The organism is Catalinimonas alkaloidigena (genome assembly GCF_029504655.1).
GTDB lineage: Bacteria > Bacteroidota > Bacteroidia > Cytophagales > Cyclobacteriaceae > Catalinimonas > Catalinimonas alkaloidigena.
In genome coordinates, this window is sequence record NZ_JAQFIL010000001.1 from 6,658,901 (window position 1) to 6,677,202 (window position 18,302).

Consider the following 18,302-nt stretch of genomic DNA (forward strand, 5'->3'; position numbering starts at 1 on the left):
AAAAAAGTCAACCTCCTTCATGAAATCATTTTGCCTTTCGGTGATTGCCTTATGTATATTTCCACTCTCTCAGGTTTTAGCACAGCAAGATGATCAGGAAGAAGAAGATAGCTTCTGGAATAAAGGAGGAGGGTTTAGTGCCACCTTTCAGCAGGTTGCATTAAACAACTGGGCGGGGGGAGGCAAAAGCTCACTTGCACTGGGTGGCATCATGAGTGCTTTCCTTACTTTTGACGATACAACCAAACGCCGCTGGGAAAACCGTCTGGAAATTAGTTATGGTCTGAGTAGAATCGGTGAGGATGCCGAAAGGTTTATCAAGTCCAAAGACAATCTGATTTTTAACTCCCGTTATGGCCGCAAGCTGAACGAACGTTATTATCTCTCCACACTACTGGACTTCAGAAGTCAGATAGCCCAGGGTTTTAAAAGCGAACAGGTCAACGATAGCATTTCAGACGATGTGAAGGTTTCTGAATTTATGGCTCCCGGCTTTTTAGTAGCCTCCCTGGGTATGACCTACTCTCCCAAACAGAGAAAGCTTATTGAGGAAAATGACAAGGTGCAGAAACGTGAAGGGAATTACTTTGCCATTACGCTCTCACCCTTTTCAGGTAAGTTTACTTTCGTGCTGGATGATACACTAGCTGCAAGGAATCAGTACAATACCGAGGAAAAAAAGGTAAAAGCAGAAGCAGGCTCCAGCCTTACCATGGGCATCCGGCAGGAGCTTTTCAAGAATGTGGTCTTTAATACTAATCTGAATCTGTTTGCTGCCTACGAGAAGTTTCAGAATGTGGATGTGAACCTGGAGTCCCTATTGGTACTCAGAGTTAACAAGTACATTATGTCTAACATCTCACTGCAACTGATTTACGATGATGACACGGATGTAGAACGCGATGATGGCACGATAGGCCCGGCTTTACAACTTCAGAATGCTATCAACGTCGGCTTTACTTATGGGTTTTGATTTATGGCACTGCAGTAGTGTCATTTCTGGATAATACCACTATCTTTTTTTCTAACTCTTTAATTCTATTTTTGAGGGTAACAATTTCTGATTTGTTTTCACTATTCAATTTTTGAGCATCAATTAACAATGGCACTAGCTCATTTTCTTTAGAGCAGTTTTGAAGCGATATCACCAACAGAGCAACCGCAGTAATAGTAGATCCCCATGCTGCCCATGTAGAGCTTTTAGATGCTTTTGCAGAGGCTAAACTTGCTTTTGAAGAGTCTTTTGTAGCGTTAGCTAGCTCACTTTCTAAAACTCTCTTATTGTGCCTGCCAGTATAGCCATCTTCATCATAAAGAAATGGTTTAGCGGCTTTATTTTCCCAAAAAACCCTGACTTGCTTTTCTGAATTATGTGGAGGTCGAATTGGCTTTTCTTCTAAAAATTCATCTCGTACTATAAGAAAATGCTTTCTAAAACGTTCTTTATCAACATCCTTAAAATGCTCTCTTACCTCATCATATGATGTAGGCAAGTAGGACTTATCCTTTTTTTCATCCTTAATTTTTTGATGAGTTTCAATGATGTACTCTAGAATTGCATCTTTAAGTTCAAAATTAGTCATCTTTGAAGCCAAATAATTAATGTGATGAAATCTGTTAATAATCCGGATCCAGCCCCAGTTTTTCTTTCAGTACACGTACCTGAGGGTTTTTTTCCATTAAGTAATTAAGCTTCTCCGAGGCAGTATAAAGCTTTCGTTGCTTTTCATCTTTGACCAGCTCAGCAGTAACGTTGATCTGAGAGTTATGCAATTGTTTGCGCAGATACTGAATAAGCTCTACTCTTACCTCATTAAGCACATCCATCTGGAGGGTGTTGGTCATTTTGAGGGGTATCGTCACGCCATCGTTCTGTAAATTCACTTCCTGGTTCAGTACCATATAAGCGGAGTCTCTTCCTGCCAGCTTTTTCTGCTCGGCAAATTTTGCCCATTCCTGTCTGAGCTGACCAAGCTCTACATGGCGAGTTCCCAGCACCTGTTCTTTCTGCTCAGGCTTTTCCTCTACCGTGGCAATCTCTTCCTGTACCGTTTCTTTCTTAACAGCCTGTTGCCGTATTTCCTCAGCTTTCGGAATCTTGACGGTTGTCTGAAGCTGTTGGAGTTGAGAAACATCCACCCCTTTCTTAGCCTGTTCCGGTTTTACTGAGCTCCCGTTTGATGCGTGCTCACTACTTTTTTTTTTCACTTCTTTCCCCTCTTGTCCTTCTTCAGCCTGGGCTACCTGCGCCATCTGAACGGCTGAACTAATGTAAGCCATTTTCATAAGGGAGAGCTCTACGTGTAGCCTTTGGTTCTTGCTGTTTTTATAACTCAAATCACAATTACCGGCCAGGTTAAGTGCAGTAAGCAGGAATGAGGCAGGCACTTTGGCCGCCTGTTCAAGGTAGCGTTGCTGCACACTTTCAGAAACCTCAAGCAATTGAACAGTAGCCTTGTCTTTACACACCATCAGGTTGCGGAGATGCTCACTCAATCCCACAATAAAGTTATGACCATCAAATCCTTTTTTCAGGATTTCATCAAAAATTAACATCACCTGTGCTACATTCTGCTCCATCAGATAGTCTGTTACCCGGAAGTAATAATCATAATCAAGGATGTGCAGATTTTTGATAGTAGTCTGGTACGTAACTTTACGATCGGAGGAGAATGTTACGATCAGGTCAAAGATTGAAAGCGCATCGCGCAGTGCTCCATCAGCTTTCTGCGCGATCAGGTTCAATGCTTCTTCCTCTACTTCTATATGTTCCTTGGTAGCGATTTCTTTCAGATGATCTACGATATGACTCACCTGTATACGGTTGAAGTCATAAATCTGGCAGCGGGAAAGAATGGTAGGGATTACCTTATGCTTCTCGGTAGTCGCGAGGATAAATATTGCATAAGAGGGAGGCTCTTCCAGGGTTTTTAAAAAAGCATTAAAAGCCTGGTTGGAGAGCATGTGTACCTCATCTATGATGTAGACTTTATAGCTGCCCTGCTGAGGAGGGTAACGCACCTGATCTATCAGATTACGGATATCATCCACCGAATTATTAGAGGCAGCATCAAGCTCATAAATATTCATAGCGTTGGCCTGCTCCTGGCTCTCATAGCCATTTATTTTTCTGGCCAATATACGTGCACAAGTTGTCTTCCCTACTCCACGAGGCCCACAAAACAATAGGGCCTGTGCCAGTTGATTATTATCAATCGCATTTTGCAGGGTAGTAGTAATATGTTCCTGCCCTACTACTTCCGCAAAACCCGTAGGGCGATACTTCCGAGCTGATACTACGAAATTCTCCATTGACGCAATTTACAGAATCCTGAACTTTATTCGTAACCAATATTGACAAAAGAAAAATGGCTTGCAAAGTTCACTGCCAAACGCAAAAAGGCATACCAAAAATTTTATTATCTTCGTCTTTTATACCTATTTGTTAGAGCTACACACCTGATTGTACATATGAGTAAGCAAAGAAGAGAGCCCACATTTTGGGAGGCCATAATTCCTGTGCTTTTCCTGATAATTATGCTGTCGGTAAATGTGATTTATGTATTTGGTGATGATGCTATTTCCGGCTCTAATCAGATTGTATTGATTTTGTCTGCTACGGTAGCTGCACTCATTGCCTTACGTACCGGCATTAAGTGGGAAGAACTGCAGGATGGCATCGTGAAAAGCATCAGCGCTTCCATGTCGGCTATTCTCATACTGCTACTTATTGGTTCTTTGGCCGGAACATGGCTACTCAGTGGTATTGTCCCTGCTATGATCTATTATGGTTTGCAAATTCTCAACCCCACTATCTTTCTTTTTGCTGCGGTAATCATCTGTGCTGTTGTAAATAGCCACGGGTAGCAGCTGGTCAACTGTGGCGACTGTAGGTATCGCTTTATTGGGAATAGGCAAGGCGCTGGGGCTAAGTGAGGGTTTGATTGGAGGGGCAATAATCTCAGGAGCTTATTTTGGAGATAAAATGTCGCCACTCTCTGATACCACCAACCTGGCACCTGCTATGGCTGGCACGGATTTGTTCACCCACATCCGCTACATGACTTACACCACCGTCCCCTCTATTACTATTACCCTTATTATTTTTCTGGTCATAGGTTTTACTTCTGATACCGCTACCGTTACGGAGGGTATAGACGAAGTCCTAGGTGCTATTGATGGTGCGTTTAATATCAATGGCTGGCTCTTTATCGTACCGGTACTGGTCATCTTTATGATCGTCAGAAAGGTCCCTGCCTTACCGGCATTGCTGGCAGGAACACTTTTAGGAGGTCTCTTTGCCATTATTTTTCAACCTCAGGCCTTACAAGAGGTTGCGGGAGGAGAGACAGGCGTGCTCGCCGCCTATATCGCAGTGATGAAAGCCTTATACACAGACATCAGCATCACTACAAATAATGAGATGGTGAATGACCTTCTCTCTACCGGCGGCATGTACGGTATGCTCAATACAGTCTGGCTGATTATCTGCGCCATGATCTTTGGGGGAGTAATGGAATCTGCCGGCATGCTGCAGCGTATAACCAAATCTATCGTTAAATTGGCACATTCTACAGGCTCACTTATCGCCTCTACAGGTTTCACTTCTATCTTTTTCAACTTTACTGCTTCTGATCAGTATCTCGCTATAGTGGTACCGGGACGAATGTACGCGGATACATATAAGAAAAGAGGCCTTAAACCCGAAGTACTTAGTCGTACTTTGGAAGATACCGGTACAGTTACTTCAGTGTTGATTCCATGGAATACCTGTGGTGCCACCCAGGCTTCTGTATTGGGTGTAGCCACACTGACCTATGCTCCTTTTACTTTCTTTTGTATCCTTAGCCCCATCATGACAATGGCGTTTGGGTTTTTGAACGTAAAAATTCGTCGCTATGAGGATGATGAAATTGAAGAAGAAGCACTCATTGAGAAAAACGCATAACCCATTACTAAACAGCTTAAAACCAATACTGACCAAAGCCTATATTCATCTATGTTTGTAAAAACCATCACTAAGGAAGAGATCAATGAACTGACACTTAGAAAGTATGAAGGAAAAGTGTCGGTAGTAACTACGCACGAACACCTGGCTGATGCCCTACAACATATCAAGGAATACGATACTTTTGGGTTTGATACTGAAACCAAACCTGCCTTTCGTAAAGGGGTAAAACACATGGTTGCATTACTACAGATTGCCATTCCTGAAAAGGTTTATCTGATACGGCTTAATCATACCGGCTTTACACAGGAATTAAGCAATATTTTTAGTGATGAGCATACAGAAAAAATAGGCATCAGCATCAGGGATGATCTGAAACACCTGAAGCAACTCAGCGAAAAACAACATATTCCTTTCAATGCAAAAAACATTACCGAGCTTAATGATGTAGCTCATACGCTAGGCATTGAGCATGCGGGTGTAAAGAAACTTACTGCTATTTTTCTCCAATTCAGGGTTTCCAAGTCACAGCAAACTTCTAACTGGGAAAATGCTGAACTTACTGAAAAGCAAATACGCTATGCTGCTACTGATGCCTGGGTTTGTTTAGAAATACACAATCATCTGCGTAGCAAAGGCTACATCTGAGCGTATTCTTCTATATCAGACAAGTCAAAATCGTTCATAAAAGCAGTAGTAAAATCACCTTTTTTGAACTTAGGATCGTCCATAAGCTTAATATGGAAAGGGATAGTCGTTTTGATACCTTCAATGACAAACTCCTGCAGCGCACGCTTCATTCTGGTAATCGCTTCTTCTCTTGTCTGACCACTCACAATTAGCTTAGCAATCATAGAGTCGTAATTGGGAGGGATAACATAGCCTGCATATACATGGCTGTCTACCCGCACCCCATGGCCCCCGGGCAGATGAAGGTTAGTAATTTTTCCCGGGCAAGGGCGGAACCCTTTAGCAGGATCTTCCGCATTGATACGGCACTCAATGGCATGCATAGTAGGAAAATAATTTTTCCCGGAAATTTTTACTCCCGCGGCTACTTTGATTTGCTCTTTGATCAGATCAAATTTAGTAACCTCCTCAGTGATAGGGTGCTCTACCTGGATACGGGTGTTCATCTCCATGAAATAGAAATTTCTATGTTTATCTACCAGAAATTCTATCGTACCGGCTCCTTCATACCCAATAGCCTCAGCACCGGCAATGGCTGCTGCGCCCATTTTATCTCTTAGTTCTTTGGTCATAAATGGAGAGGGTGTTTCTTCGGTCAGCTTCTGATGTCTTCTTTGTACTGAACAGTCTCTCTCCGAGAGGTGGCAGGCTTTGCCGGTACTATCTCCTACTATCTGAATCTCTATATGGCGGGGCTCTTCAACAAACTTCTCAAGATACAAACCATCATTTCCAAAGGAAGCACTGGCCTCACGTCTGGCATCATCCCAGGCTTTCTTAAACTCTTTCTCATTCCAGACAATTCTCATCCCTTTACCACCACCACCGGCGGTAGCTTTGAGAATAATCGGATACCCTATTTCTATAGCAATTTTCAGTCCTTCATCCATGCTTTTCAGTAAGCCTTTAGAACCGGGGACAGTAGGCACGCCAGCAGCATCCATAGTCGCCTTGGCTGATGCTTTATCTCCCATTTTATTGATCATTTCAGGGGAAGGGCCTATAAATTTTATGTTGTATTCTTCGCAGATACGAGAAAACTCAGAATTTTCGGAAAGGAAACCGTAGCCGGGATGAATGGCATCAGCATTTGTAATTTCTGCTGCTGCGATGATGTTAGGAATACTCAGATAAGATTTGTTACTGGGAGCAGGACCTATGCAAACGGCTTCATCTGCAAAGCGCACATGCAGGCTTTCGCGATCGGCTGTTGAATATACAGCTACGGTTTTGATCCCCATCTCACGACAGGTACGAATGACTCTGAGAGCGATTTCTCCTCGGTTGGCTATTAGTATTTTATTGAACAAGGCTTTTTCAATTAACAATCAAACATACAAAAACTTACGATAGGGATTGTCAATTGGTCAGGACGGATCTATCAGGAATAATGGTTGATCATATTCTACGGGAGAAGCGTCTTCTGCCAATACCTTTACTATCGTTCCTGAAACTTCTGATTCAATTTCGTTAAAAAGTTTCATCGCCTCGACAATACATACCGCCTGCCCTACACTTACTCTGTCACCTACCTGAACAAATGGATCTGAGTCAGGGTTGGCGGCACGATAAAAAGTACCGATCATAGGGGATTTCACAGTAAGATATTTGCTATCATCACTGCTTCCATCTGCACCTGCACTTTTTGCAGCAGGCTTTGCTTCGGTTTCACCTTGCTCTGCCTGGTAGTAAGCCGGACTGGGAGATACCAAACCTGTAGAATCATGTGGCATTGAAGAGCCGGGTGCAGCAATGATGTTTTGCCTTATTTTAGCCGCGGCGTTCTTTTTAACCTTAAGCTTTATCTCTCCGGTTTCAATATTTACTTCATCTAGGCCAGACTTTGAAATAAAATCCAATAAGTCCTGAATTTCGCTTGCTTTCATGATATTTGTTTATTTTACGCGTTCAGAGTACGACTTAGTTCTGGTATCCACTTTGATTTTTTCATCCTGATCAATAAAAAGAGGCACCTGGATCTCCGCGCCCGTCTCTAATGTAGCAGGTTTGGTAGTATTAGTTGCAGTATCTCCTTTTAGTCCCGGCTCGGTATATGTTACGGTTAATTCTACGAAAGGGGGAAGTTCCGCTCCTAGTATATCGCCTGTCTCATCATGAACAATAACATCTATTGCCTGCCCATCTGATAAAAACTCAGGAGCATTGATCTTACTCTCTTCGATAGCGACTTGTTCAAAGGTATTACTATCCATCATGTGATACCCAAGATCATCCTTGTAAAGATACTGATGAGGACGTCTTTCTATACGTGCTGTCGTAACCTTAACACCTGCATTAAAAGTATTTTCTATTACCTTCCCGGTATTAAGACTTTTGAGTTTTGTTCTTACAAAAGCCCCTCCTTTGCCGGGCTTTACATGTTGGAATTCAACAATGGTATACAGATCGTTGTTGTGAACTATACAAAGTCCGTTTCTAAAATCTGCTGTGGTTGCCATATACTATTAATATTATTTATACACTCTATCAGCTACTGTAACCCCATTTGAGGTACGTTGCACCCCACGTAAAACCACCACCAAATGCTGCTAATATAAGGTTATCTCCTCTCTTTAGCTGGGATTCATAATCCCAGAGGCAAAGGGGAATAGTAGCACTGGTGGTATTGCCATATTTGTGGATGTTAAACATCACTTTATCTTCACCGATTCCCATTCTATTGGCAGTAGCATCAATAATACGCTTGTTTGCCTGATGGGGTACCAGCCATTGGATATCATCAGCAGTAAGATTATTATTTTGCATGATCTGGGCAGACACATTCGACATGTGCTTTACCGCATATTTAAAAACAGTAGCCCCTTCCTGATACACGAAATGTTCACGTGCGGTAACAGACTCAATGGTAGCCGGTCTTCTACTTCCTCCGGCTTTGAGATGCAAAAACGGAGAGCCACTGCCATCAGACTGCAGGATTGAATCAATCACACCCAAAGGCTCTTCAGTAGGTTCTAACATAACAGCTGCTGCACCATCTCCAAAAATGATACAGGTGGTGCGATCCTGATAATCGATAATAGAAGACATTTTATCTGCTCCTACTACTATTACCTTCTTATATGCTCCTGAAGTAATGAATTGGGATGCTGTAGTAAGCGCATAAAGGAAACCCGAACATGCCGCCTGCAAATCATAGCCGAATGCATTTTTCGCTCCAATATGTTCTCCGATCAGGTTCGCCGTTGCCGGAAATATCATATCAGGAGTGGTAGTGGCACAGATAATCAGGTCAACCTCTTCAGCAGAAACACCTGTTTTTTCCAGAAGTTGATCCACAGCATAGTTTGCCATTACTGAAGTCCCCTGGTCTTTTCCCTTAAGAATTCTTCTTTCTTTTATGCCGGTACGGCTTGTTATCCACTCATCATTTGTATCTACTATGGTTTCTAATTCCTTATTTGTTAATACATAATCAGGAACATAACCACCTACTCCAGTGATAACAGCTCTTAACTTATTACTCATGCAGTTGAGGATTTTAGACAGGCAAAATAAATTTTATTTGCCAAACGCATCACGTATTTTCAGATGCAAATTGGTTTCGGCCATTTTTAGTGATTGCAGCAACATGTTTTTGATTGCCAGACCGCTAGACACTCCATGTCCGATCACTACATTACCATTGACGCCTAATATAGGACTACCGCCAATAGCTTCATAATTCATTTGGTCAAAAAATGGATCTGTAAAGCCTCTTTTTTCCAGCAGATGATATACAGATTCAGCCATCTTTAAGATTACATTACCTGTAAATCCATTACAGACCATCACATCTGACTTCTCACTAAAAATATCTCTGCCTTCGATGTTTCCAACAAAATCAATTCGGGGGTCCTGTTTGAAGAGTTGGTAAGCTGCCTGTGTCACTACTGTACCTTTCTTTTCTTCTTCTCCCAGGTTGATCAGGGCTACTTTTGGTTCATCTATGCCGTAAACATATTTAGCATAGAGAGCCCCTAATTCTCCAAACTGAAGAAGCATATCAGGTTTACAGTCTGCATTAGCCCCTACATCTAGTAAAAGGCCTAATTTTCCACTTTCGCGGGGGGCAGCGCTAGCTAGAGCAGGGCGAATAATTCCTTCGCAAGGCTTTACTGAGAACATAGCTCCCACATGCATTGCCCCAGTATTACCTGCACTGCAAAAAGCCTGTACTTCGCCCTTTGCCAGCAACTGAAATCCAACTCCAATGCTAGAGTGCTGCTTCTGAGTGAATGCCTTAGTAGGATGTTCATCCATGCCAATTACTTCTTCAGCATGGACAATCTCAACCGCAGATGAATTTATACTCTGCTTGCTCAGTTGTTCCTCGATGACCTTCTTTTTACCAATCAGCACCAATTGGTGGTTGGCAGGAAGTTCTTCTAGAATGAGTTTAACCCCTTCTATATTAGCATCGGGAGCAAAATCACCTCCCATTGCATCCAGTGCAATCTTCATATGTTAGGCCAGCTCTTCTTTGTCCATAACTACTTGCCCTTTGTAATAGAGCTTACCTTCATACCAATGTGCACGATGGTACAAATGTGGTTCACCAGTAGTAGGGCAAATAGCGATGGTTCTTGGCGTAGCCTTGTGATGCGATCTTCTCTTGTCTCTTCTTGCTTTAGATGTTTTTCGCTTGGGATGTGCCATTTTTATTTAATTTAAATTTCTCAGATTTTTTAATGCATTCCAACGAGGATCAACTGAATTGTTACTTTCTTCGTCCGATTTTTTTTCATCTTGTGTGGACGAAGAAAAAATAATTTCACCGTCTACCAAAGGGTTGTCTTCCTCAGCGTATTTCGGATGAATCTTACGCATAGGAACAGACAAACCAATAAACTCGTAGATGTACTGCGAAACATTGATCTTCTGTGTATTATTTGTGATGATAACGATCTCATCCGTCAGTTCCTGTTCTTCTTCGCCATATTGATATAAAATCTTCTCCTGAATTTCTACCGGATAATCAAACTTCTCCAGGCTTCGATCACATTCAAGCTCGATTGTTCCTCTTATATTAAAAAAAGTTGTAATCAGGTTCTCCTGTTTATCTAAAGTTACTTCTACATTTAGCTCGCCTTTTTTTACCAGGCTGTTTTCAAAATGATCAAAGAAACTTTTATCGATCTGATATTGATATTTATATTCTTTATTCGCTAACTTATATATATCAATATCGAAATGTGCTAAATTCTTCACGTCACCCCGCATTTTCTTTAAGTCTGCAAAGTTAAGGATATAATTTTAATATTTAAAAGATATATCTCTAATAAGGTAATTCACTTTTTGTTAGTTCTATTAATATTGTAAAACAAAGTATTCCATCGAGAAATTACACTTAGTTTAGTGTACTTATCTCAAAAGTATAGCATGTTTTGAAATATTTTTTCCAAAACTTTGTTACTAGGGTGTCGAACAGCATATTATCATGAAGTATTATATATATACAGTATTCAGCATTCTTTTATCATGTGCTTTTTCTACCCCTGGTACAGCTCAGGTAGCACAAGCTAATATGGCAGAAAACCAGATAGGGAAGAAAAAACCTCTGCTACTGGATATGAATGTACAGATTGAAGCCACTCAGGCGGTGAATGATATGTACAACTTCAAATTTGCACGGGCTGAACAACAATTTCGCTGGATAAAACAAAAATATAATACACATCCTTTACCTTACTTTCTCTTAGGCCTCAGTGAATGGTGGAAAATTGTTCCGAACGTAGATGTCACTAAGTATGACAAGAAGTTTCTTGCTTACATGGATACCGCTATTTATTACGCTGAGCACATGTTTGAGCAGGATGAAGATGACCCTGAGGCAGCCTTTTTTCTTGCCGCAGCTTATGCTTTTCAAGGCAGGCTCTATTCAGAACGCAAAGATTGGGGAAAAGCCACAGTAGCAGGTAAAAACTCTCTGAACTTTTTAGAGATTTGTAAGGGGAAAGAAGATTTTAGCCCTGAATTGCTGTTCGGAGATGCTCTATATAATTATTACGCTGAATGGGTTCCTGAAAACTACCCTATTTTAAAGCCGGTATTGATGTTTTTTCCGGAGGGAAATAAAGACCTTGGTATTAAGCAATTGAAAAGTGTCGCCAATAATGCTTTTTATACACGTACGGAGGCACAGTTTTTCCTCATGCGTATTCTTACCGCAGAAGGATCTGATCCTGCTGAGGCCCATCGTATCTCCGATTACCTTCACCATACTTTTCCTGATAACCCTTACTTCCACCGCTATTATGCACGACAACTCTATAGCCGTGGTAAACAGACTGAAGCAGAAAAAGAGTCTCTGGAAATTCTGGCACGTATTGACAGTAGCATGACCGGATATGAAGCTACCAGTGGGCGTTACGCAGGTTTTTTCTTAGGGCAAATTTATGAAATGAGAGGGCAGCTTGATCTGGCGCAGCATTATTATGAGCGTACTGTTGAATTTGCTACCGCATCTGAAGCCACTGATTCTGGTTATTTCTTATATGCCTTGCTAAACCTTGGTGAGATCGCCCAGGCAAAGGAGGAAGAAGACCTGGCCAAAGATTATTATAAAGAAGTGAAGAAAATGGCTAAAAGAAACACCCGTGTCCACGAAAAGGCCCGGGAAAACCTAAAATCCTTGCGAAGGAGCAGTTGACACTTATTTTTTAACTTCTTCTTTTAAATGTATGGTAAGGGGCATCTCCAGACGTAACATTTCCTCTGCTACTAACTCAGACAGTGCGATAGCGCCACTTTTGCTAAAGTGTGAATTATCTTCAATTCCCTCTGGGTAATTTTCATACTCATCCTCTTGAAGCCACAAAAAAATATCTTTTGTCTTTTCCGGGCCCAGTGCTGAAAATAGTTGGAAGCTTTTTTTATGTAGATCAATGAGCGGGACCTCTTTTTTCTCAGCCAGGATACGCATGGCCAGAGGGTATTCGCCATGAGAGTTTTTTAATAAACCGTTATCATCAAATCTTCTTCGGTATACTGGAGTAACAAGCACGGGCACAGCTTTTTTAGCTCTGGCTTTTTTTATAAAGGTCATCAGATTATCGGTATATGCACCAAAAGGAGCTGCATACAGATGTTCGTTCTCTGATTTCATATCGTTATGCCCGAACTGAATCAGCAAATAATCTCCTTCTCCAAGCTCATTTAATACTTTTTCCCATAAGCCTTCATCAATAAAGCTTTTGGTGCTACGACCAGAGACAGCCTTATTATGTACTTTTACCTTTCCCTCCTGAAAAAAGGATTCCAAAGCTTGCCCCCAACCCATACGGGGGTAATAACTCTCAGGGTATTCAGATACTGTTGAGTCGCCAATCAGAAATACCTCAATTGAAGTATTGGTATGGGTGTTTAATAAAAATACAAATGCCCATATTAAATGCGTGAAACCTATCAACATAATTAGTTACTCTTTATAGCCCAAGTTGGAACTTTCAGCTTTGATCTCCTTTACCAAAATCTTGGTAAGGTATTCTCCTATGGCCTGATGCGCTCTGTAGTTCCAATGCCCTTTTGTGTTAGTAACTGGCCAGTATCTTGGGTCTACAGATTTGTCATTTTTTAAGGGAGATAAAGTGTCAGACAGGTTGACCAACTTAATATTTTCAAGCGTAATTTCTCGCTGCAAGTGTTCAGGGAACTGAATGCTATCACGGTTTGCGATTAATACATTTTCCTTTTCACCCAGTTTTTCCAAAATCAAATTCGGTATTTTGGGTAAGGCTTCAGCCACCATTTCTTTTCTTTGCTCATCATTATCCTGGGGTTGTTTTGCTTTCTCTTGAAACAAATAAAGCATCTTCCCAAACAAAACTTCCCCTGCTTTTCCATCTCTAATGATATTGACACAGTTACGTAACATTTGCAAAGTGGCACTATGCTGCAAGCCTATTTTTACAGTATTATATAGTTTAAGCTCTTTACTTTCTCGATGACTTGTATCCTGGATAAGCTCATTTTCTTGCAGTCTCCATTTGGGTAGCAACTCATCGCCTGAACTTCTGTAGAAATCAATAGCACTCAGTAAATATATCTTTAAATCGGGATTAAAATCAGACACAAAATTAACATCATAGGCATAAGCGTCTGCCAGGCCAAATCCACTCCTGCCAAAATTTAATATCTCCACACTATCCAGCGCTAAATCTTCCTCTAACTTCTCTTCCAGGACAGTACGAAAATGATGTCTTTCTAACACTTGAAATCCTTCAACATAAGAGTCTCCTAATAAAGCAATTCTGAACACTCCGGGAGACTTCTCGGGTGGATAGGATGGGCCCAGATAACCGTATTTATTGACCTGCGAATAAGTAAAATTTTCATTGTAGTGCACTACTTTCGCATTCGGCCTAATAATTCTGCCTATATCTTCATGATAATCTGTTTCTGATAAACCAGATATCTCGGTCCCCCGGATATACAATTCCAAAGCCAGGGTGCAGAACAGTGCTGTAGCAAAGAAATAAACTATAGAACGAATCATGCTGATGCTATGAGATTAAAACTGAAAATAAACAAAAGGCAGTGGCTCTGCCTGAAACATATATATAAGCACTATTATTAACATTGGAGCCATCAGTCCGTAGCGTACTGGCTTCATTGGAATCTTTAAGAGATAGGCGTGTGATTTCGTATAATATTCAATGAGGTCGAGCCCCATGGTCAACAACATATAGGTGAATCCTATTTTGATAAACCTCAAGCTTAGCTCACTGGCTTCCCAATTTATGATTTTGTTAAAAAACACCATAACCATCTGAAAATCAGACGCCCTGAAAAATAACCAGGTGACTAAAACAAGCAAGTAAGTACCAAAAGCATAGCATAAATATTTTATCAACTTACCTGAGTTGTTTATGTTAGCCGGTTGTATTTCAACTTTTTTACCTTTCAACATCCATTTGTGTATTGCCAGGTAGATTCCGTGCAAACCACCCCAAATCACAAAATTCCAACTAGCGCCATGCCATAGCCCGCCAATAAGCATCGTAAGCATCAGGTTTATGTATGTCCTGCCTTCTCCATTCCGGTTTCCTCCTAAAGAGATGTACAAATAGTCCCGAAGCCAACTGGACAATGAAATATGCCATCTCCGCCAGAACTCGGTAATGTTTGCCGAAAGGTAAGGTTGTTCAAAGTTCTTCATAAGCTCTATGCCTAACAGCTTCGCCAAGCCCCGGGCAATACTGCTGTAACCTGAGAAGTCTGCATAGATCTGAATCGAGAAAAGCACTAGCGCAACTATTAGTTCTAGAGAACTGAATTGCTCCATATGTCCAAAAATACGATCTACCAGCCTTCCGCTGGCATCACCTATCATCACTTTCTTGAACAATCCAATAATGATCAGTGCTATACCTTCCCGAATCTGTAGCCGACTCGGAGTATTAAGATGAGTAATCTGAGGGAGTAAATGTTTGGCTCTCTCAATAGGCCCGGCTACCAGCTGAGGGAAAAACGCTACGAAGACACCGAAATCTAATAACGAATGGGTAGGCTCCAGTTTTTTTCTATAGATATCAATAGTGTAAGACATTGTTTGAAAAGTGTAGAAAGATATTCCTACAGGCAGTATGATATTCAAATGCAGGTAATCTAACTGCCAGCCAAAACCTGAAATCATACTCTCAAAACTACCTACGAAAAAATTGAAGTATTTGAAAAAGGCTAAAATTCCTAAATTGACACCCAGGCTTGTCCAAAGTAAAAACTTTCTGGTCTTAGGATTAGTGGCTGAATGAAGGTTTCTACCTATTACGAAGTCAACTATAGTAGATAATGCTAACAAAGAGCAAAAACGCCAATCCCAGTAGCCATAAAACACATAGCTCACTACCAATAAATGTACTGACCTCCACTTCCGGGGAAGCATGTAATATATTGGCAAAATGATTCCCAAAAAAAACAAGAAAATGAATGAATTAAATAACATTTAGGTGTTTTTGCTTATAAAAGTGCAATAAATTATTCGCTAAAACAATTACATTTGTGAATAATAAAAAAATAGCAGTGGAATTACGATGTAATAAAAAAGTAATTCTAAAACACAATCATCAAAAATTGTGCACTTCTTGAAAGAAGGAGGAGGAGACTTACAAATATCTTATTTTATCTTAAAACAATTGATTTTATGCTCTAACTTTCTCATTTTCATAATGATACAAATTATTACTATCTCTTTGTTTTAACTTTTTGATAAACATAAGCCTATGAAAACCTTAATAGTAAGTTTGAGTATATTATTAGTGGCATCCATAGGTGCTAACGCTCAAGATGGATTTTACTCTGAAAGAGAGCAGGCTGCCTTAGAGAAAGCAGAGCATGTTCAAAAAAAATTGTTAGAAGGGGCTGACTTTGCTGAATTGGCTAAGCAGTATTCAGATGATCCGGGCTCCGCAGTCCAGGGGGGAGAATTGGGCTTTATGGGCAGAGGACAATTAGTGCCTCAATATGAGAAGGCGGCATTAGCCCTGGCAAAAGGAGAAATCTCAAAGCCTGTTAAAACAGAATTTGGGTATCACATCATTCAACTTCTGGAAATAGAAGAAGGGCGTTTCAATACTAGGCACATACTCATTTAAGCCTTAATTTTTCCTAAGCATTTTACCATGACGCTTATCAGAAAAAGTGCTTTCCACCAGGCTCAACTGACCGTTGACAATCACATAATTGAAGCCTTCTGCCAATTGAAAAGGGTTTTCATAAGTTGCCGTAGCTTTTATGCCTGCGGGTGCAAATACTAAAATATCTGCTTTCTTACCTTTTGCAATAATGCCTCTATCCTCAACTCCCATAGTTTTAGCAGGCAATGAAGTCATTTTTCTGACGGCTTCTTCTAAGCTGAACAGACTATCCTTCACCACATATTGCTCAATGATCTTGGCAAAGGTTCCATGACCACGGGGATGCCTGGAAGTAGGGCTGCCGTCCGAGCAGATCATCACCAGTGAGTCTTGGATAAGGCGGGCTTGTAACTCGTCATTCATTACAAAATAAGCTCCGGAAGCTCCTCGCGGCCCAATATCGTCAATCAGTACGTCTTCAAATGGTTTAACCAATTCTTTTGCAACCTGAGCCAACGTTTTACCCGCCCAGGGAGCTGTACCCAGTAAAGTAGCTTCAGGCCCGTTTCTCTGATTCACTTTATTTCTGAGAAACTCCTCCAGTTCACCTCTTCTGGATCTCACTATTTCTTCATAACGATTAGGCGGCAGTGCCCACTCCGGAAACACAATGCCTATTGTAGTATAGCTGGCAGTATATGGATACACATCAGCCGTGACTTCTATACCTTCCGCTCTGGCTTCATTCAATACGCGTAAGATTTCTTCCGCCCGCCGCTCTCCTTTTCCGTATACTACTTTCATATGCGAAACTTGTACCGGGCAATAACGTCCCTGTAGCAATAGCTCACGCAAGGAACTTTCAATAGCTTCATCATCCTCATTACGCACATGACTGGTGATGAATTTGCCTTTTTCACCTACTATTTTGGCAAGGTATTCCAGTTCGTAGTCAGGAGCGTAAGTACCGGGGATATATTCCAGGCCGGTCGTCATTCCGAAGCATCCCGCATCCAGGTTCATGGCTAACATCTCACCCATATCCACAATCTGCTCCTGGGTTGGTCTCGGGTTATACTTGATCCCTGATAACATTCTCAAGGTGCCATGTCCAACAAACATAGCGATATTAACCCCGGGTATGGTATCTTCTACCTCTTGCATCCAGGCTGTCATACCCTCTTTTCCGGAACCTACCTGTCCGGGACCATCCAGTCTGGGACTATCCAGTCCGGGACTTGAGCCATCCTTGCCCAGAGAAATAGTGGTGACTCCCATCGCCAGAAAATTTCGAAAAGCAGGCGTCTCCAGAGGATTACCATGAGCATGGGTATCTATAAAGCCAGGAGTAACAACCTTACCCGTTGCATCTATAAATCTGGTGACACTGATGATCGCAGTGTCTACCTGTCCGACAAAAGCAATACTATCAGCTTTTACCAGCACATCTGCTGCATATGCGTCTCTACCACTGCCATCTATAACTTGCCCATTTTTGATGAGCAAATCATATTGGCCCACCTGGTGCTTTTGTACAAATTTTTCAAATGCAGAGGGCTTTTTTGTACAGGCACTGATCATCAATATACTTAAGAACAGATATATAGTGTACACATTTCTCATTGCGCTAGCTCTTTTTACTGAGTCTGTATTTACCGGATCCGATGAAGATAAGGCTAAAGAAAAGGATCGCAGCCTCAATAGCATGGGATGAGCCCGCAAGGCCATCTCCCTGCGCCAGGTGACGGGTAGAAGCCACAATCATGGTGATAAACAACAGTATGCAGGCTGGCACATAGAAGATGCCCAATATAAGACAAAGCCCGCCTACAGCCTCAGCAAAACCAGCCATAAATCCCCAAAAAGCAGGGGCAAAGGTAATTCCCAGATATTTCATATTATTACCAATCGCTTCCCATCTCTCGGGACCACCCATTAGCTTAGGTGCCCCATGAACAATAAACATCGCTCCTATTCCAACTCTTAAAATCAATAAACCTAAATGATATTGGTTTTTCATTGGTTTTCTCTTTTTTAAAATAGTATTGTATAGCTTAAAAAAGCACAAGTCCTTTACGCCTCTTTCACAT

The 18,302-nt window shown here is 41.3% G+C and carries 18 protein-coding genes and 1 pseudogene; 5 read left to right on the forward strand and 14 right to left on the reverse strand.

What is annotated here, in order from left to right; genetic code table 11:
- The first annotated feature begins 19 nt into the window (after window positions 1–19).
- Window positions 20–973, forward strand: coding sequence for a DUF3078 domain-containing protein (locus OKW21_RS26900; RefSeq protein ID WP_277485760.1), 954 nt, complete (start codon window positions 20–22; stop codon window positions 971–973).
- Between the two features lies 1 nt (window position 974).
- Here the strand turns inward: OKW21_RS26900 and OKW21_RS26905 are convergent, their stop codons facing one another.
- Together OKW21_RS26905 and dnaX are read right to left on the reverse strand one after the other, a co-directional pair.
- Complete coding sequence (locus tag OKW21_RS26905; RefSeq protein ID WP_277485763.1) at window positions 975–1,583, reverse strand: hypothetical protein; 609 nt, start codon at window positions 1,581–1,583, stop codon at window positions 975–977.
- 34 nt (window positions 1,584–1,617) lie between these two features.
- Window positions 1,618–3,312 carry a DNA polymerase III subunit gamma/tau gene (gene dnaX, locus OKW21_RS26910; protein ID WP_277485767.1) on the reverse strand — a complete coding sequence of 565 codons (1,695 nt, stop codon included), beginning with the start codon at window positions 3,310–3,312 and terminating at the stop codon, window positions 1,618–1,620.
- A gap of 159 nt (window positions 3,313–3,471) precedes the next feature.
- Here dnaX and nhaC point away from each other — a divergent pair.
- Both nhaC and OKW21_RS26920 read left to right on the forward strand, forming a co-directional pair.
- Window positions 3,472–4,948 (forward strand): annotated as a pseudogene (gene nhaC / locus OKW21_RS26915) (Na+/H+ antiporter NhaC).
- 51 nt (window positions 4,949–4,999) lie between these two features.
- Window positions 5,000–5,596, forward strand: coding sequence for a 3'-5' exonuclease (locus OKW21_RS26920; RefSeq protein ID WP_277485770.1), 597 nt, complete (start codon window positions 5,000–5,002; stop codon window positions 5,594–5,596).
- On the opposite strand, the gene accC is transcribed toward OKW21_RS26920, so the two are convergent.
- From accC to OKW21_RS26955, 7 genes are read right to left on the reverse strand one after another with little or no spacing between them, the layout of a single operon-like run.
- On the reverse strand, window positions 5,587–6,948 hold the full coding sequence (gene accC / locus OKW21_RS26925; RefSeq protein ID WP_277485775.1) for an acetyl-CoA carboxylase biotin carboxylase subunit: 1,362 nt from the start codon (window positions 6,946–6,948) through the stop codon (window positions 5,587–5,589). The genes OKW21_RS26920 and accC overlap by 10 nt on opposite strands.
- 57 nt (window positions 6,949–7,005) lie before the next feature.
- The gene (gene accB, locus OKW21_RS26930; RefSeq protein ID WP_277485776.1) at window positions 7,006–7,524 is read right to left on the reverse strand and encodes an acetyl-CoA carboxylase biotin carboxyl carrier protein; all 519 of its coding nucleotides are present in this window, start codon (window positions 7,522–7,524) and stop codon (window positions 7,006–7,008) included.
- Between the two features lie 9 nt (window positions 7,525–7,533).
- Window positions 7,534–8,097: an elongation factor P gene (gene efp, locus OKW21_RS26935; RefSeq protein WP_277485777.1), complete on the reverse strand. Its 564-nt coding sequence runs from the start codon at window positions 8,095–8,097 to the stop codon at window positions 7,534–7,536.
- Between the two features lie 28 nt (window positions 8,098–8,125).
- Window positions 8,126–9,124: a beta-ketoacyl-ACP synthase III gene (locus OKW21_RS26940; protein WP_277485778.1), complete on the reverse strand. Its 999-nt coding sequence runs from the start codon at window positions 9,122–9,124 to the stop codon at window positions 8,126–8,128.
- Between the two features lie 33 nt (window positions 9,125–9,157).
- Window positions 9,158–10,099 carry a phosphate acyltransferase PlsX gene (plsX, locus tag OKW21_RS26945; protein WP_277485781.1) on the reverse strand — a complete coding sequence of 314 codons (942 nt, stop codon included), beginning with the start codon at window positions 10,097–10,099 and terminating at the stop codon, window positions 9,158–9,160.
- Window positions 10,100–10,102: 3 nt separating this feature from the next.
- Window positions 10,103–10,294, reverse strand: a complete 192-nt coding sequence (rpmF, locus tag OKW21_RS26950; protein WP_277485782.1) for a 50S ribosomal protein L32 — start codon at window positions 10,292–10,294, stop codon at window positions 10,103–10,105.
- A gap of 6 nt (window positions 10,295–10,300) precedes the next feature.
- Window positions 10,301–10,846: a YceD family protein gene (locus tag OKW21_RS26955; RefSeq protein ID WP_277485783.1), complete on the reverse strand. Its 546-nt coding sequence runs from the start codon at window positions 10,844–10,846 to the stop codon at window positions 10,301–10,303.
- 229 nt (window positions 10,847–11,075) lie between these two features.
- Between OKW21_RS26955 and OKW21_RS26960 the strand changes: the two genes are divergently transcribed.
- Complete coding sequence (locus OKW21_RS26960) at window positions 11,076–12,287, forward strand: tetratricopeptide repeat protein (protein WP_277485785.1); 1,212 nt, start codon at window positions 11,076–11,078, stop codon at window positions 12,285–12,287.
- Window positions 12,288–12,290: 3 nt separating this feature from the next.
- On the opposite strand, the gene OKW21_RS26965 is transcribed toward OKW21_RS26960, so the two are convergent.
- The 3 genes from OKW21_RS26965 to OKW21_RS26975 are packed head-to-tail and all read right to left on the reverse strand — an operon-like array spanning window position 12,291 to window position 15,521.
- Window positions 12,291–13,049, reverse strand: a complete 759-nt coding sequence (locus OKW21_RS26965) for a rhamnogalacturonan acetylesterase (RefSeq protein WP_277485787.1) — start codon at window positions 13,047–13,049, stop codon at window positions 12,291–12,293.
- Between the two features lie 6 nt (window positions 13,050–13,055).
- Window positions 13,056–14,132: an SGNH/GDSL hydrolase family protein gene (locus OKW21_RS26970; RefSeq protein ID WP_277485789.1), complete on the reverse strand. Its 1,077-nt coding sequence runs from the start codon at window positions 14,130–14,132 to the stop codon at window positions 13,056–13,058.
- A gap of 15 nt (window positions 14,133–14,147) precedes the next feature.
- Window positions 14,148–15,521 carry an MBOAT family O-acyltransferase gene (locus OKW21_RS26975; RefSeq protein WP_277485791.1) on the reverse strand — a complete coding sequence of 458 codons (1,374 nt, stop codon included), beginning with the start codon at window positions 15,519–15,521 and terminating at the stop codon, window positions 14,148–14,150.
- A 337-nt stretch (window positions 15,522–15,858) separates the two neighbouring features.
- Here OKW21_RS26975 and OKW21_RS26980 point away from each other — a divergent pair, with 337 nt between their 5' ends.
- Window positions 15,859–16,230, forward strand: coding sequence for a peptidylprolyl isomerase (locus tag OKW21_RS26980; protein WP_277485797.1), 372 nt, complete (start codon window positions 15,859–15,861; stop codon window positions 16,228–16,230).
- A gap of 3 nt (window positions 16,231–16,233) precedes the next feature.
- Here OKW21_RS26980 and OKW21_RS26985 read toward each other — a convergent pair whose 3' ends face one another.
- On the reverse strand, window positions 16,234–17,835 hold the full coding sequence (locus OKW21_RS26985) for an N-acyl-D-amino-acid deacylase family protein (protein ID WP_277485799.1): 1,602 nt from the start codon (window positions 17,833–17,835) through the stop codon (window positions 16,234–16,236).
- A gap of 4 nt (window positions 17,836–17,839) precedes the next feature.
- On the reverse strand, window positions 17,840–18,232 hold the full coding sequence (locus tag OKW21_RS26990; RefSeq protein ID WP_277485800.1) for a DoxX family protein: 393 nt from the start codon (window positions 18,230–18,232) through the stop codon (window positions 17,840–17,842).
- Window positions 18,233–18,302: the final 70 nt, after the last annotated feature.